Below are 17846 nucleotides of genomic sequence, written 5' to 3'. Positions count from 1 at the left end.
TTAACCGCTTAGCGCATTAACGATGTAACCAAAATTGCGTTTGATATTATTTGTACCAAATTTTTACAATATCAAAAATACGTTCACCTTCAGGCGTTTGTACGACGACTTCATCATCAACCCTTTTTCCGATAAGCGCTCTCGCCATAGGAGAGTCGAGGCTAATTTCACCTTTTTTCACATCCCACTCATCAGGACCAACAACGCGATAAGTCACTTCTTTATCGTCTTCATTGACAAGTGTTACCCTGGCCCCAAAATACACTTTTCCTTCTTGCTTAGGATCATAATAAACAATGGTTAAGTCTTCGGTACGTTTAACTAAAAAACGTACTCGCCGATCAATTTCGCGTAAACGTCTCTTACCATAAATATACTCGGCATTTTCACTTCTATCGCCTTGAGCCGCAGCTTCAGAAACTGATCTAGTAATAAGAGGACGTTCTTCTTTCCATAAATATTTCAACTCTTTATCTAAGCAGTCCCAGCCTTGGCGGGTAATGTAATTACTTCGTTTCATACTTTTAACCCACTATTTACCGAGCATTTATTGTGACAGGATTAAACTGAACTGACTAGAAAAGATGACAGTGATAAAAATCGATTTTATTTACGAGTAAAACGATAAATAAAGAACATTAAAAACCACCCTGAAATAAATGACATTATGCCTAGTAACGCTATAACATCATTGGATTTTGGGTAAATGCTACTATAGAATTTCTCTTTAGTTAGTTCAAAGTAACGTCTTTTTTCTCCATAAGATTCAACAAAACTATCTCCTCTGTAGAAACTCTCTTTTAATTGCACTTCATTTAAGCGCTTACGATTTTCCTTAATACGAAGATCAAACTCTTCGTCATTTTCATTAATAATACCAATAAGTGAGGTCTTATATCTTTCTAACGGCTCACCTACCTCAATAAAACCAGCCGAAGAATATTCATAGAGGTTTTTAGAAATAAAAATTCCGCGAGTCCCAATGAAATATAAAGCAATGCCAAAGACAATTAACAATACTCCTTGTAAGTACCACTTTTTAATTTTCTCTTCTTCTAACCGACTTTTTTCCGCTGCCTGAACTGCTATTTCTGGAATATGTGTAAGCTGCTCTTGTACGTAACTAATGTCTAAACTTTCTATCAATGCCATACCAGTTAGATCAAAAGCGTTCGCTATTTTTTCAATCACTGCAAAAGAAGGGGTACCCTTTTCATTTTCAAGTTTTGATAAATACGATTGTTCTATTTGTGCTTTTTCTGCTAATTCAGGTTGAGTTAACTCTGCATCATTACGTAATTGTTTTATTTTATCGCCAAGTTTCATGTTTGTTTCCTTTAATCCGTTTTAAGTAAACATTCACATAAGTCGTGAATTTCATAGCGAATTCTTGGCTATCATATCAGGAATAGAAAGATGAATATGAAAACATATTGAAGAATATGATGAATACTAGCCATCTAGTTAAGGAATAATTATCAATAGATACTTATTTATCTAAACAAACCATACCTCATGGGTAAGCAGAGTATTTATTATGACCGTTGACGTGCAAGGATGCACTAATGCCTTGAAGGCAGGATGTCTGAGAAAGACTTTTTGAACATCATAGCTCCTTGCCATCGCAACATACTGGCATAAAAAAGCCTTAACTTTTTCCAAAGTTAAGGCTTTTGGTATTCGTTATGAAATATTCACAATTTTCATAACATAATCACGGTTATTTTAGATTTCGTAACTAACCACTTCATAACCTAATGCTTCAAGTTGTGGTTTTAATGTTTTAGCATCACCCACAACAACCATTAACATATCCGCTAAGTTTAGGTGCTTTTTCGCTAGTGCATTGATTTCGTCTGCACTGATCATTTTAACAATTTCAGCGCGTTCCTTAACAAAGCTTGCCGTTAAATCATGTTCTAAGATTTGTGCTAAAAAACTTAACTTTGCGCGGGGTGTTTCATATTCCAAAGCATCTTGTTGGTTAATAGCATTACGCATAAAACTGAGTTCTTCAGCCGTAATACCTTCAGCTTGATACCCCTTTATTTCGTTAACAAACTCAACAATTGATTTATCAGTAACATCAGCACGAACTTCAGCTGAAGCGGTAAAAGTACCAGAAAACTTGTCGGCGCTAAAGCCTGAACGAGCACCATAGGTATAACCTTTATCTTCGCGAAGATTTAAGTTAATACGGCTATTAAAAGCACCGCCTAATGGAAAGTTCATTAAGTATGACTTGTAATATTCACCAGTAATATCTTGTGTAATAGAACGTTTACCGATACGAATGGCTGATTGTGCTGCGCCTTCTTTATTAACTAAATAAATAACACCTGTTTTTGCTGTTGGATTAGCCAGCGATAATACTAAGCTTTTTCCTTTTCCTTGCCATGCTGAAAACACATTAAGTGATTTAACTAACGCTTTTTCTTTAAGGTCTGATACGACAATTAACTGACTATTAGCCGGTTTAACTTGCTGTTGATAAAAAGCTTTAACATCAGCCAACATCACATTATTGATGCTTTGCTCTGAACCTTGGCTTGAAGTAGCCGCAATGTTATCAGCTTGCAGTAATTGACGATAAGCGGTTGTTGCTAAGTAACCTGCATCTTTCTTACTGTTAATTGCGCCCTGAATAGCATTACTCTTATTACGAGCGAATTCTGCATCAAGAAATGCTGGGTGCATAAGTTTTTCGTTAACTAACGCCATTGTTGCATCAAGATTTTTTGTTAACGTACTCACATTAACATTAAGGTATTGAGTACCTGCATAGATAGCTATTGAGCTACCTAATTTTTGCAGCTCATTACTCATATCTTCTGCACTACGTTTGGTGGTCGATTCGTTCAATACGCTTGCCAATAAAGAAACAACACCCGCTTTCTCTTTATCAGCGTAGTAATGACCCGCAGGAATTTTTAACAAGAGTGATGTCGTTGGCGTTTCAATGCTTTGCGTACCCAGTACTTTAATACCATTAGCTAATGTTTTGTTCCACATTGTAGGTACAGATACCGCTTTATTAGCACCTGATATCGGCATTTTACTCCGGTCAAAATTATCTTGAGCTTTACGCACGACTAAACTGTCTGCTGAAGTTTTTGATGCTTCACCTTGACTACGTGGTGCTGGAGTGAAATTATCTTTCGCTGCAATTAAATCAAGTTTACCTTTTGGCACGATACTCATAATCACACCATGTTGATCTTTAATGTACTTTTTAAAGACACGCATAACATCAGCTTTAGTGACATTGGCATAACGAGCAAGATCTTGTTCAATATAGTTGGGGTCACCTTTAAATGTTTGGTTAGCAGCAAGTGTACTTACTTTACCGGCAACACTTTGCAGACCAAAAATGAAGCTTGCTTCCATACTTGCTTTAACTTTCGCTAAATCATCGTCTTGAACACCACGCTCTTCAAATTCGACTAAACTGTCGCGAATAACTTTTTCAATATCGGCTAAAGTCTTGCCTGATGCCGGATGTGGTAAAGCTAACAAGGTAAATGTACAGGCTAATTCTGCACACGGATGACCTACAGAAGCTTGAACAGCAAGTTGATTTTTAACTAAATTTTTATAAAGCAGTGACGTTTTACCACCACCTAAAATACTTGATAAAACATCAAGCGGCGCTTCATCTTCATGGCGAACAGAAACGGTTGGATAAGACATATAAACTAAAGGTAAGTGAACATTGTCTTCCATTGAAATATAACGATCTTCGTTTAGGCTAAATGTAGGTTTTTCAGGCATGCTCGTTTCAGGGCCACGAGGTATTGAACCAAAGTATTGCTCGACAAGCGCAAGTGTTGCCATAGCATCAATATCACCACCAATGGTTAATGTTGCATTATTAGGACCATACCATTTTAAGAAAAAAGCTTTTAAATCGTTAACATTGACACGATTTAAATCATCCATAAAACCAATGACTGGCCATGAATATGGATGACCTGCTGGGTATAGTGTTTCTGAAACACGTTCATTTAATTGCCCATATGGTCGGTTATCAACACGTTGACCGCGCTCATTTTTTACTGTTTCGCGTTGCACTTCAAATTTTTCTTGTGTTACCGCATCAACTAAAAACCCCATACGGTCAGACTCTAACCACAACATTTTTTCTAATTGGTTAGCAGGAACCGTTTGAAAATAATTCGTACGATCACTATTGGTTGTACCATTTAAGGTACCACCAGCTTCGGTAATTATTTTAAAGTGTTGCTCATCAGCTACGTTTTCAGAGCCTTGAAACATCATATGTTCAAAAAAATGTGCAAAACCTGATTTACCTAATTCTTCACGACCTGAACCTACATGGTAGGTCATATCGACATGAACTAATGGGTCAGAAGCATCTTGATGAAGGATCACTGTCAAACCATTGCTTAGTGTATATTTTTGATAAGGAATAACGGTTTTACCCGCTTCTGCCTTTACTTGCTCAACAAAACTAACACCTGCTGGTAATGTCGATTCAGCCATTGTCGTTATTGGGGTGGTTTGTTCACAGGCTGCTAAACAAGTTAATAGCAGTGGGATGCTCCATTTTTTCAATTTATGCTCCTTAGCGGATTTTTCCTAGCACTGAGAATCAGCGCCAATAGTTACGTACAATATATTATTTGCTTAGTTCCTTTGCCAATGATATTTCATTTTAGTAATACTTTGTTACTTCTTTGTTAACCCTTCACGCTTTGAACACTTGAAAAAAATCAATAGTGATATCATAATGATATCACTTGTTAAAATCCTACTGAGAATACCATGATTACAGAAAAAGAAATCAAAGCTCCTAATGGCATTATGTTTATTTTTGTTTTACTGGCATCACAGATCGGTGCTTTTACTTTCTTAGTTAGTAACATAACAAATAAGAATGTCACTCTGGCTATTATTGGTTTGCTGGTCACTCTTGTAATTTTTATTTGTTGGTTTGGCTTTTTTATGGTCAATCCCAAAGAAGCTCGAGTAATGCAATTATTTGGTAAGTACGCGGGTACCGTTCACGATTCAGGCTTGCGCTGGGCCAACCCCTTTTACACAAAAATGCGGGTCTCTTTACGTGTGAGAAACTTTGAAAGTAGTAAACTTAAGGTGAATGACAAAAATGGTAATCCCATTGAGATTGCAGCGGTTATTGTCTGGGAAGTCACAGATACAGCCGAAGCTGTCTTTCAGGTTGATGATTATGAAGATTTTGTTTCTATTCAAAGTGAGTCCGCATTACGTAATTTAGCCACCAGTTATGCTTATGACCATCACGAAGATGACGATATTTCTTTACGAAGCGATCCTACTCAAATTTCTGCTGCTTTAAAAGTTGAAGTGCAAGATAGGTTAGAAAAAGCAGGTGTAACGGTAATTGAGTCTCGTATTAGTCATTTGGCCTATGCGCCAGAAATAGCAAATGCCATGTTAAGGCGCCAACAAGCCATGGCAATTATTGCTGCACGTAGAACCATCGTTGAAGGTGCAGTAGGTATGGTTGAAATGGCTTTAACGAAATTAGAAGAGCGTCAGATTGTCGAGCTTGATGCAGAGAGAAAAGCAGCGATGGTCAGTAACTTATTAGTCGTTTTATGTAGTGATGAAGCCGCTCAACCGATAGTAAATACCGGAAGCTTATATTAATCGTCAATAAAGTGAGAATATTGTGGCAAAAAAAGCATACCCGCTGCGTATTAATGAAGAAATACTATCTGCCATGCAACGTTGGTCTGATGATGAATTACGGAGTTTAAACGCGCAAATAGAGTACGTACTGCGTGATGCCTTGCGAAAGTCAGGCCGAAGTAAGCCCAAAGTGGTGGAGCCCATTATTGATCCACAAAGCTAACATTTTTAAATATACTGAAATATAATTACATAGTGTAATTTCACTATATTTTAGGTAAAAAAATACCGATGACAAAGTCATCGGTTGATTAGCTATGAGGAGAGCTAGAATATACAAATTATTACAACAAGCGTTCACTAGGGAACAACTACATTATAGAGTGATTATTCTACTTCTGTAAAGTAAATTATGTAATTAGATTACATTTTAGTTTTTAAATTACAAAAAGTAATTTACACGTTTAATGCGCCTGCTCCCAGTTATCACCCATACCTGCTTCAGCAATTAGCGGTACTTTTAATTCGACAGCTCCATTCATAATTTCAACAAGCTTCGCAGTGGTTTCATCAACGATATCTTGATGAATTTCAAACACTAATTCATCGTGAACTTGCATTGTCATTTTAATACGTGGATCATTCTGCGCTTGTATCCATTCATCTACTGCTAACATCGCTTTTTTAATAATATCTGCTGCGGTGCCTTGCATTGGCGCGTTAATAGCGGCACGTTCAGCCCCTTTTCTGCGCATCGCATTCTTCGCTTTAATATCGGGTAGATACAAACGACGCCCAAAGCATGTTTCAACAAAGCCTTGTTCTGCCGCTTGCTGACGCGTGTCTTCCATGTAAGCCATAACATTAGGATAGCGTTGAAAATATTTATCCATATATTCTTGGGCACGATGACGAGGTACATCAAGTTGTTTTGCTAAACCAAAAGCAGACATACCATAAATCAAACCAAAATTTACCGCTTTAGCACTACGGCGCTGATCAACAGTAACGTCACCTAAATCAACATCAAATATTTCAGCTGCTGTTGCTTTGTGTACGTCACGTCCTTCAGAAAAAGCAGCCACTAAACCTGGATCATCTGATAAATGCGCCATAATACGTAGCTCTATTTGAGAATAATCTATCGCAACAATTTTATGATTTTCAGGTGCAATAAAAGCCAAACGAATTTTACGGCCTTCTTCACTACGAATAGGAATGTTTTGTAAATTTGGATCGGTCGAAGATAACCGCCCCGTCGCTGCAACAGCTTGTTGATAAGAGGTGTGCACTCGTCCTGACTTACACACTAACAATGGTAATTTGTCGGTGTAGGTGGATTTAAGTTTACTCAATCCTCTATTTTCTAATATAACTTTAGGTAAAGCGTAATCAAGCGCGAGTTCTTGTAACACTTCTTCTGCTGTCGAAGGCGCACCTTTGGGCGTTTTCTTTATAACGGGAATTTTTAATTCTTCAAACAGTATTTTTTGCAATTGTTTGGGTGATGAAAGATTAAAGACTTGCCCAGCAATATCATGTGCTTCAATTTCTAATGCTTGTAAACGCATGCCAAGCGCATGACTTTGTTCATTCAACAGATCAGAATCGATTAAGACACCGTGTTGTTCCATACGCGCTAAAACAGGTAGTAATGGCATTTCAATATCAGTAAATACAGATAACTGGTCTTTATGCTTTGCCAATTTAGAAAAAATAGCTTGGTGCAAGCGTAAAGTGATATCGGCATCTTCAGCAGCATAAGGTCCCGCTTTATCAATTTCTATTTGATTAAAGGTTAATTTTTTAGCACCTTTACCCGCAATGTCTTCAAAACTGATCGTTTTATAGCCTAAATACTTAGTCGCTAACGCGTCCATATTATGGCGAGTCGCAACACTATTTAAACAATAAGATTCAATCATGGTATCAAAAGTAATACCTTGCATTTCAATATCGTAATGTGAAAGTACATTGGCATCATACTTTAAGTTCTGACCAACCTTTGCTTGGCTTTTATCTTCTAAAAGGGGTTTTAGTTGTGCCAACACCCAATCACGATCGAGTTGCTGTGGTGCACCAGAGTAATCGTGCATCAACGGCACATAAGCGGCAGTGCCTATTTCAATAGAAAAGGATAAACCAACCAGCTCTGCTTTCATATAATCAACACTGGTTGTTTCAGTATCAAAAGCAAATAGATCCGCCTTTTTTAATTTAGCTAACCATGAAGCAAAATCAGCTTCATTGAAAATAATTTGATAATCAGTTTCAATAGCATCTGCTACAGGTATATCTTCTTCAATCATTTCACTGCTTGAACTTTCTAATACAACCGAACTAGCTAAATTGCCTTTTTGCAAATCAGCTAATAATCGGCGCAGTTCATATTTAGTATATAGCTCGGTGAGTTTTTCAATATTGGCTTCAATGGGTTGAAGTTGCTCAGCTGTTTGCTCTAGTGGCACATCAAGCTTAATCGTCGCCAGCTCATAAGAAAGCGGCAAAAATTTGAGCGCTTCACGCAAATATTCACCAATTTTTCCTTTGACGTTATCAGCATTAGCCATTACATTGTCTAGGTTTTCATGTTCCAACAACCATTTAACCGCTGTTTTAGGACCACACTTATTAACGCCTGGAATATTATCGACCTTATCTCCCATCAACGCTAAATAATCAATTATTTGATCAGGGCGCACGCCAAATTTTTCAACGACACCTGCGACATCCATCCTTACATCAGTCATGGTATTAATAAGCGTGACGTGTTTGTCAACTAACTGCGCCATGTCTTTGTCACCCGTTGAAATGACCGTATCGATGCCTGCTTTACTGGCTTGATCCGCCAAAGTGCCAATAACATCATCAGCTTCTACGCCTTCTATTACTAATAATGGTAACCCCATAGCTTCAACAATTTCATGTATTGGCGCGATTTGAGTGCGTAGATCATCCGGCATTGGTGGACGGTTAGCTTTATATTCAGGATACATGTCATTACGAAAGGTCTTCCCTTTCGCATCAAATATCACAATAACATTGCCATTTGGGTAGTCTTTTTTAAGACTTTTTAACATATTCAACACGCCAGTAATAGCACCGGTAGGTTGCCCATCTTTTGTCGATAAAGCTTGTAGATATGGCACATGGTAAGCACGAAATAAGTACGAAGAACCATCTACTAAAATGAGTGGCGATAAAGCAGAGTTTGTCATGATGATATGCGACTAGAAGTGAAATTTGGCTAAGGATGCCATAATCGGTACATTCTCTCCACTTAATCTATAGAATTAGTCTCGAAAGATCATTGAAATTGTGGATAAGTATGTTGAAAACAACAAAGAAAACCATCACAACAAAAAGATTGTTGCGGCACTTATATGCATAATGGTTTGATTTTAATAGGAAAAAGTTGTTTGGAATTTATTTTTTACATATTTATTTTTATTTTTATTTATGTGGATAAAAATTTATCCTGTACGTTTTCAGCACCTTATTAATTGTGTGTTTTTTGTGCTACTTAAATAAACGATGTAAGAGAATACCAGAATTCTTCCTCAATGCCAGACAATTATTAAATTATTTTTAGTGAGATATTTACCCTTTAAATAACTAAAAAAACATAAGCGAATAACAGTAAGACTTTGCGCGATTATCAAGGTAAAAATATGAAAATTAATTTATTTAAAATTCTTAGATTTATACTCAAGCTACGCTAAAAAAGCTCCTTAATATATTTACAATATCTTCATTGCCGGTATTTTATAACCTAGCCTGTAAATTTTTTTATTTTAGACCTACCTGGTCAGACCTTTATTGAGTAGATAACATTACAATGCTATTGTTATTACGAAGAAGGAATGGATATCTTTTTGACCCGTAGGTCGCCTTATTATTATATTTAATTGATTTTTGGTAACGCATTTTATTTAGACATTTTTAATAAAAGTACTTATCTGTATTACATTAAGTAAATAAAGGATTACACTCAAAGGATGAACAACCATATTAAAAGGCTTGATTAGTGCTGAATCTTACAATAAAACAAAAAATCATATTTGGCTTTACTACAATCGGACTATTATTATTAACCGCGAGTAGCTTCTTTTATTATTCATTAAATAAAATATCTGACGCGAATAATAATGTTGAAACATTGGCAGTGCCGGTGCAGAACCAAAGTGGAACCTTGCAAGTCCAATTATTGAAAATGATGAAGCAAGCTGCGGTTGCTTATACCCAGTCCGATACTGATGAGCTAAAAGAAAGCTTAAAACAATTTGGTCTACTCCAAGAAAATTACCAACAAACTGTGCGGTTATTAAGCCTGAAAGTAACAGATCAAGCAAAAATGCAATTAGCCCTTAAGCAGGCGCAAATGCAATATCAGCAGTACACAACATATATTGAAGCAATGTTTTTGGCGAAAACAGAACACCATAAAGCAACAGTAAGCTTTCAAAGTGACTTTGAGGCCTTTGAAGATGCACGGTATAAGGCAAGCACACAAATGCTTGATTTAGAAATAATAGAAGCAACAGGACAAGAAAAATTACTCGATGAAGTGATAGGAACTGGTACACGTATTGATGATTCTCTTTATACTTTAGGCAATACCATGTCTGGACTTAATCGCATTGAATTAACTGACTTAGTGACTAAGCATCAAGAGGACATGGTTTTTTTAGTCAATAATATAGAGACTAATTTTACTTATTTAGTAAATCAAGCTGAACCCCTTAAGGCAGATGATGTGCTAGAAAATTTCAGAGACAACTTTACAGTTATACAACAGTCACTAGATAAACCAGGTCGCTTATACCAGTTACAATTACAAACAATAGACTTAAAATATCAAGCCAAAGAAGCTTACTTGGCAGCCACAAAATCTTATAACTTAACCTATGTTAAACTTGATGAACTAGTACTACTCGCCAATAAACGTTTTGTTCACTTTCAAAATAATGCGCAGGAAGAAATTCAAACAGGTAAAACATTGGCAATAGTTTTAGCGTTAATCTTTATTGTTATGGCGAGCTTTATTACTTATGTCACCACTAAAGCGATGATTGGTCCATTACGGGCAGTAAACAAAGCCTTGGCATTAATCGCCAGTGGTAATCTCTCAAAACGCATGGAGAAACGCAGTGATGATGAATTTGGCGTACTTATTACTAATATTAATAAGTTGTCAGATGATCTTACTCACTTGCTCAACACGATTAATGAAGATGCACACTCGCTTGATGAATCTGCGGGGTTGACCAACAAACAAAGCCAATTTATTTCAGCCTCTGCCACTCAACAAATAACCCGAATAGATAATGCCAAACAGCTTACCGAACAAATGTTTGCCAGTTCAAATAGGGTAAAAGATGAAGCAGATATCACCGCAAGCCACGTCACTGAAGCCTCAAAACGTAGCCAAGACATTAATAGTATTGCTAATGATAATAGCCTCCGTATTAAAAAATTATCCACTCGATTGAGTGAGTCTGTTGAAGTAATGGAATTACTTAGCCAGCATAGCCGCAGCATAGGTAGCATTTTAGATACGATTGGGGGCATTGCTGAGCAAACAAACTTACTGGCCTTAAATGCTGCTATTGAAGCCGCTCGAGCAGGAGAACAAGGTCGTGGGTTTTCAGTGGTCGCAGATGAAGTAAGATCATTAGCTTCTCGCACTCAAGCATCAACGGCTGAAATACAAGTGATGATTAATAATTTACAAAAAGACACGTCTATTGCGGTTAAGGCTATTTCTGAAGGCCAAACACAAGCCAGTGAGTGTGTTGACCAAAGTCAGCAATTGAGCCATGCCATTAACCAAATTGAAGAAACGCTCAAAGCTATTGACTCAATGAGTAAAAGCATCACAACGGCGGCAGAGGAACAATTGGTTTATAGTGAACAAATAGAACAAACAATGAATGACACAGCCGATGCAGCAAGTAAAAATGCAAGTGAAGCCAGCAATATGCACAAAAGAAGTGAAGATGTGAGTAACCTGGCTCATTCGCTGACAAGCTCGGTAGAACGGTTTACACTTTAAGCGAGTAGGTATTTGCGACAGGAGTACACTTTTATAGAGCGTCATCATGCGATAATCTCAGATGACGCTAATATGGATATTAATTGCAGCGGTTCAATTAATTCATCGTAACAAATTCTTCTGCACTGGTTGGATGTATCGCGATAGTATTATCAAAGTCTGCTTTCGTTGCTCCCATTTTCATGGCTACCGCAAAACCTTGCAACAACTCATCACTACCAAAGCCGATGCTATGAATGCCCACTATTTTTTCTTCTTTTCCGATACAAATAAGCTTCATACGCGTAGGATCACGATAATCTTCAGTCATCGCCTGATATAGAGCAGTGAACTGAGAATTATAAACGTTAACTTGTGCTTCACCGTACTCTGCAATCGCCTCTTTTTCTGATAAACCAACCGTACCAATAACTGGATGGCTAAACACGACCGTTGCAATATTTGAATAATCTAAATGCTCATCAGGTTTATCGTTAAATAAACGTTCACATAATCGACGGCCAGCAGCAACCGCTACAGGTGTTAACTGAGCACGGCCGGTGTTATCACCTACCGCATATATCCCATCAACATTGGTGTTTTGGTATTTATCAGTAGAAATAAAACCACGGTCATTCATTTCTACACCCGCAGCCTCTAAGTTAATATTATCTGTCGCAGGTTCTCGGCCTATTGCCCAAATTAACGCATCAACTGGCCCTACCGATTGACTGTTTTCTAAATGTACCGTCAGCTGCCCGTTATCATGTTTTTCAACACGCGTTGGAATACTGTGGGTATGAAGTGTTGGGCCGTGTTTTGCCATTTGCTCAACTAACGTATCACTCAGCATATCGTCAAAACTACGCAGTGGCTTTTCTTTACGCACTAATAAATGCGACGTAGTGCCTAAAGCATGAAATACGCCAGCAAGCTCTACCGCAATATAACCCGCCCCAACAACCGCAACACTTTGAGGTTGCTCAGTTAATGCGAAAAAGCCGTCAGAATCGATGCCATACTCTGCACCTTCAATACTTGGAATGCTCGGACGGCCGCCTGTGGCAATAACAATGTGGTCAGCTGTAATTTGCTCACCATTAACTTCTACGGTATTTTTATTAATAAATTTGGCAAAACCATTAATGACAGTAACACCGTTACTCGCAAAGCCACGTGCATAAGCTGCATGAATACGTTCTATATAAGCTTCTCTATTTTTTACTAACGTTCCCCAGTCAAAACCTTGCAACGGCGCTTTAAAGCCATAATCGGCAGAATAATGCAGTGCATCGGCAATTTGTCCTGCGTACCACATAGCTTTTTTCGGTACACAGCCCACATTTACACACGTGCCACCAATTTTCTTCGCTTCAATTACCGCTGCTTTTTTACCGTGTTTTGCTGCGCGATTTGCAGAGGCAATACCGCCACTTCCTGCACCAATAGCAAGAAAGTCAAAATGTTGAGTCATGTTTTTGTTCCTAGAAAAAGAGTATCTAATAATATATGCGGCTAAACCTAACGTTATTCAAGCCGCTTATCTATTCTGGTTTGTTAACTTTTATGCCGATGACATTAGCTTGTAAGTATTGTTCTATTTTAGCACTTTCAACAGCCTTGCTATACAAATAGCCTTGAATGAGATGACAGTGCTTCTCGCCTAAAAATTTCAGCTGTATTTCATTTTCTACACCTTCAGCGATGCAAACCATTTTCAAATTTTTGGCCAATACTAAAGTAGCCGCTACAATGGCTTCATCAGCAGAGTTAATACCGATCCCCGAAACAAAGCTCCGGTCAATTTTTAAAATTTTCAAAGGCAATTTTTTTAAATAAGATAATGATGAGTAACCGGTACCAAAATCATCCAAAGCAAGTACCACACCTAGTTTATCAAGCGCTTTCATTGTAGATATTGCTTTATCTGGATCAGAAATAAGCATACTTTCAGTGACTTCAAACTTAAGTGCTTCAGCGGATAAATTATGCGTTTGTAAAATACTTTTCAAATAAGGAATTAAATTGTCTTCAAGGAAATGCTGAACAGACAGATTAATCGATAAGTACATATTAGGACGAATAGCTCGCCATTTTTTCAAATCTATGACACCGCGTAAGATTGCGGCTTCGGTCATAGGGATGATCAACCCGAGGTCTTCTGAAAGTGGAATAAACGCATCAGGTGAAATAAGATTATCTCCGCTTTGCCAACGCAATAATAACTCTGCACCTATGGCCTTACCTTGGTATGAATCAACAATGGGTTGGTAGTGGTTAATAAACTCATTGTTTTCAAAAGCGAGCTTAAGTGTAGATTCTGCATGTAAACGCTCACTTGCTTCAACATTCATACGTGGCGTATAAAATTGAAAGGTATTACGACCCAGTTGTTTAGAATGGTACATAGCGACATCAGCGTGACGAATGAGCTCATCACTATTTTTAGCATCTTCAGGAAAAAGAGCAATGCCGATACTAGCACCCACACTAATGGTATTGCCATTTAATGTTACCGGTTCACCAATCGCTGTAATAACTTTCTGTGCAATGCGCCCAAGTTGGCCATGACCGCGAAAAGACTCTAAAAGCACAACAAACTCATCACCGCCAATACGAGCAATAGTATCATCAACCCTTAGTACTGCTTTTAAGCGCTTAGTCACTTCTTGTAATAGCAAATCACCACAATCATGCCCTAATGAATCATTAACTTGCTTAAAACGGTCTAGATCAATAAAAAACAAAGCAATCGACTCTGACATACGAGCAGAATAGTCCATCGCATGTTTTATTCTGTCAAGCAGTAATGCACGATTAGGTAAATCCGTTAAATAGTCATAATTAGCTAAATAGCGCAGCTCTTTTTCTGCATGTTTTTGCGCGGAAATATCAGTAAAAATACACACAAAATAAATACTATTGGTTGACTCATTAAGGCTGGCACTGACGGTTAAAATAACATGAAATTCTTCGCCAGCCTTCGTTTTTATGAGCTCTTCACCTCGCCAGTCATCACCCGACTTTAAATGGGTAAATAAGGTCTTATAAAAATCAAAACGCTCGTCGGTTAGGCCAAACACCTTGGCATCAAAGGCAAATTCTTCCTCACGCCAAGCAAAGGCCTGTCGTAATGATTCATTCGCGATTACCCGACTAAAGTTGTCACTAATAATTAAGACCCAATCTTTAGTTTTCTTAAAAGCTTCACCATAGAAGTGAGCACGTTCGGCGTCGGCTAACGACTGGGTAATATTGGTATATGCGCCGGTAATTCTGGTTGGCCTACCTTTGGTGTCAGTTGCCACAATTTTTCCAAGATCTTTAAACCACAGCCACTGACCATTGGATTTTTTCATTCGGTAACTACATGAGAAGCTAGTCTTAATATCAGCTGCAGCCAAAAATTGTAACCATCGTGAATGAAACAATTCACGTTCATCTTTGTGAATTAACGACAAATGCTTATTAAGGCTATAAGAATATTTAAGGTCGCTATAACCTAATTCTTCAGAGGCGCGTTTAGCGAACATTAAGTTATCATCACTTTGCCAATCCCACACTTCACTATTACTACCGGTTAATGCCAGCTGCAATCTATTTTCTCGGTATTTGACCTCTTCATGGGCGGCAAGTAATAAGCGCGTATTTTGTTGGCGTTTTGCATACCACAGCATAAATACAATCAACAAGAACACAATATAAACTAAATAAGCTAACGGCGAAGACAAAAAAGCATATTTCACCACAAAGTTAATAACAAAAGCGTCAGAATATTTTTTAGTTTCAGTTGATTGAATACGCACTATTAGCGAATGCGCCCCTGAAGATAAGCTCGAAAAAGTAATATGATTTTCAGCGGTTAATGGATAACTTATGTTATCAGCACCTTGCAACTTATATTCAAACAGGATGTTATTCGTGCTGTTGTAAGTTAATGGCGAGAAATCAATACGAATACCCACATCATCATAATTTAACTGAACGGTATCACCATTACTCAGCACAAAAGGCAAAGCTAAATCACGTGATAACACATCAATATTAGTAGCATGAACACTAAGCTGATCTTCATAATTTTTCTTCTTTAAGCTAAGGGGATTAAAAATACTTAAGCCATTCATCGCACCGTAAGCAAAATTTTGATTAGCCATTTGATAAAAAGCGCTACTATTAAACTCTCTGCCAATTAATCCGTCACTGATACCGAAGTTACGAATATGGTGTGTTTCAATATCTATCATATAAATGCCATTATGACTGGCATACCAAAGGTCACCTTCTGGGTCTACCAATAAACCATAGATATGATTGCCGACAATAGAATTACCTTTGTGGTAAAAGTATTTTTGTTCGTACGTTTTACTGTCTAGACCAACAAGCCCTTTGCCTGAAAAACTAAACCAAAGCATGCCTTTTTTATCAAAGGCTAAGCTTTCTATATAGGTCCACTCTGTTTCTTTAATATTAAGATTTTGATATAAAAGTGTATTTGTGCGATTTTCTAGGTCAAAAAACCATAGTGAATTATTGGTAGCAAAAAGCATTTTGTCACTATTAGGTAAATAGCCTAGAATATTGAAGATTTTGTCTTCTGCTATTTTTTCGCTCATCTCATCAAGCGGGTCAATAATTCCCGTTGCCAGTGAAATACGATTGACACCTTTTTCTGTAATACTCCACAACGTATTATATCGATCATAAAAGAAAGAATACTGCTCTAACGCAAGGAGTTCTTTCACGTTATCGTTGTACGGAATATCAATGAGTTTTTTACTTTCTATATCAAATAACACCACGCCTTTTGCAGTAGAAATCCATAAACGTTGCTGTAAATCTTCATAGACACCATATATATAGCTAATATTGAAAGTGTTTTTTGGGTTATTTGTTGTTAAATAGTGCAATGTTTTTTTGTTACGCGTATCAAGTAAATTAAGCCCATTTCTTGTACCCACCCATAGCTGCTCAGGATCACTACGTAATGCGGTAATAAACCAAATAACATTATCTGTCAGACTCTTTGCATTGTCTTTTTTGTAACCGTAATTACTGATTAAGCTCCGCTTAGGATCCCACTTATACAGACCCGTTGCCCTAGAACCTAACCAAAAAGAACCTCGTTTGTCTTTCAAAATAGAAATAACATCATTGCTTTTAATATGGTCAAAAAATTCATTAAATGAGAAAAGAAATTCGGTGGTGTCGGTGGTGGTATTAATGACTGATAATCCTAAGTGACTGCCTTGGTATAAATTATCGCCATCAGCATAAAGCTGCCAACTTGACACTGCATCAGTGATCACTTTATAGGCAGGCAATTGAAAGTCGCCTGCTAAATAATTATTCACTTTATTAATGGCTAAGCTATAAACACCATGGTCTGTCCCTAAATAAAGATCATTGGTTGCACTAATATTCAGGTTGTATACTTTATTTGCACCGACAGCACTAAAGCTCTCTGAACTAATTTCAGTCGACGTGACGGCAGGTAACTTTTTCCATGCTTTAGTGTCAATATTCAGCGCAAAAACACCAACACGTGTCGCAATATATAAGATATTTTGGTGTAACACTATTTCGAAAATATTATTAACCGTAGCAAGCTCATTTGATAAATCTAATAGACGCGTACTTTTTTGAGATATTTTGTTATACACGATGATAGTTTTTGCACTAGCAATAAAAAATTCATTATTGTTGCCCTCGACCATATCAGCTATATAATAATCTTTATTTATTGGGTCTGTTTCTAGAATTTTTTGGTAAACATCTGTTTTTTTATTATAGGTATATAGCCCTTTATCAACGATGTTCAACCAAAGTAGTTTGTCCTTATCTTGAATAATCCGATACGTTTCATAATGGTCAAAATCATTATCTGGCCCAGGTAAAGTTCGAAAGCTATAACCGTCATACATATTCAAACCACTTTCAGTGCCTACCCAAATAAAACCTTCATCATCTTGAAAAATAGTTTTAACCGAACCTTGAGACAAGCCATGCTCAACTGACAAGTTTTCTAAATATAAATGATTCACCTTTGCTTGTGCTTGTGCCGTATTTGTAAAAAGCATAGCGTACAGTAAAAAAAGTGAATATAAGGAATTCACAGTAAAAAAACGAAACATAACACCTCAAGAAACTCACGACGAAGACAAATCATATACTTTTAGTA

The 17846-nt window shown here is 37.3% G+C and carries 9 protein-coding genes; 3 read left to right on the top strand and 6 right to left on the bottom strand.

What is annotated here, in order from left to right; genetic code table 11:
- Positions 1 to 46: 46 nt before the first annotated feature.
- The 3 genes from greB to H4J52_RS00280 form a co-directional block, all read right to left on the bottom strand.
- A complete protein-coding gene (gene greB, locus H4J52_RS00290) occupies positions 47 to 520 on the bottom strand; it encodes a transcription elongation factor GreB (protein WP_182180385.1) in 474 nt (157 codons plus the stop codon).
- A gap of 86 nt (positions 521 to 606) precedes the next feature.
- The gene (locus H4J52_RS00285) at positions 607 to 1326 is read right to left on the bottom strand and encodes a helix-turn-helix domain-containing protein (RefSeq protein WP_182224064.1); all 720 of its coding nucleotides are present in this window, start codon (positions 1324 to 1326) and stop codon (positions 607 to 609) included.
- 399 nt (positions 1327 to 1725) lie between these two features.
- Positions 1726 to 4575: a pitrilysin family protein gene (locus tag H4J52_RS00280; protein ID WP_259366648.1), complete on the bottom strand. Its 2850-nt coding sequence runs from the start codon at positions 4573 to 4575 to the stop codon at positions 1726 to 1728.
- 210 nt (positions 4576 to 4785) lie between these two features.
- Here H4J52_RS00280 and H4J52_RS00275 point away from each other — a divergent pair, with 210 nt between their 5' ends.
- Entirely contained in the window at positions 4786 to 5652 is an 867-nt protein-coding gene (locus H4J52_RS00275; RefSeq protein WP_182180381.1) for an SPFH domain-containing protein, read from the top strand.
- A gap of 22 nt (positions 5653 to 5674) precedes the next feature.
- Positions 5675 to 5857, top strand: a complete 183-nt coding sequence (locus tag H4J52_RS00270) for a hypothetical protein (RefSeq protein ID WP_220460066.1) — start codon at positions 5675 to 5677, stop codon at positions 5855 to 5857.
- Positions 5858 to 6098: 241 nt separating this feature from the next.
- Here H4J52_RS00270 and polA read toward each other — a convergent pair whose 3' ends face one another.
- Entirely contained in the window at positions 6099 to 8852 is a 2754-nt protein-coding gene (polA, locus tag H4J52_RS00265; protein WP_182180379.1) for a DNA polymerase I, read from the bottom strand.
- Positions 8853 to 9661: 809 nt separating this feature from the next.
- On the opposite strand from polA, the gene H4J52_RS00260 reads away from it, so the two are divergent.
- Positions 9662 to 11689 carry a methyl-accepting chemotaxis protein gene (locus tag H4J52_RS00260; protein WP_182224063.1) on the top strand — a complete coding sequence of 676 codons (2028 nt, stop codon included), beginning with the start codon at positions 9662 to 9664 and terminating at the stop codon, positions 11687 to 11689.
- 97 nt (positions 11690 to 11786) lie between these two features.
- On the opposite strand, the gene gorA is transcribed toward H4J52_RS00260, so the two are convergent.
- Together gorA and H4J52_RS00250 are read right to left on the bottom strand one after the other, a co-directional pair.
- Entirely contained in the window at positions 11787 to 13142 is a 1356-nt protein-coding gene (gene gorA, locus H4J52_RS00255) for a glutathione-disulfide reductase (protein ID WP_182180375.1), read from the bottom strand.
- Between the two features lie 70 nt (positions 13143 to 13212).
- On the bottom strand, positions 13213 to 17745 hold the full coding sequence (locus H4J52_RS00250) for an EAL domain-containing protein (protein WP_182224062.1): 4533 nt from the start codon (positions 17743 to 17745) through the stop codon (positions 13213 to 13215).
- Positions 17746 to 17846: the final 101 nt, after the last annotated feature.

Origin of the sequence: Colwellia sp. MB02u-14, from assembly GCF_014076915.1 — a bacterium.
In the GTDB taxonomy this organism is placed as follows: Bacteria; Pseudomonadota; Gammaproteobacteria; order Enterobacterales; family Alteromonadaceae; genus Colwellia_A.
Note: the sequence above shows the minus strand (reverse complement) of the source record. Positions and strands in the feature narration are given on the sequence as shown.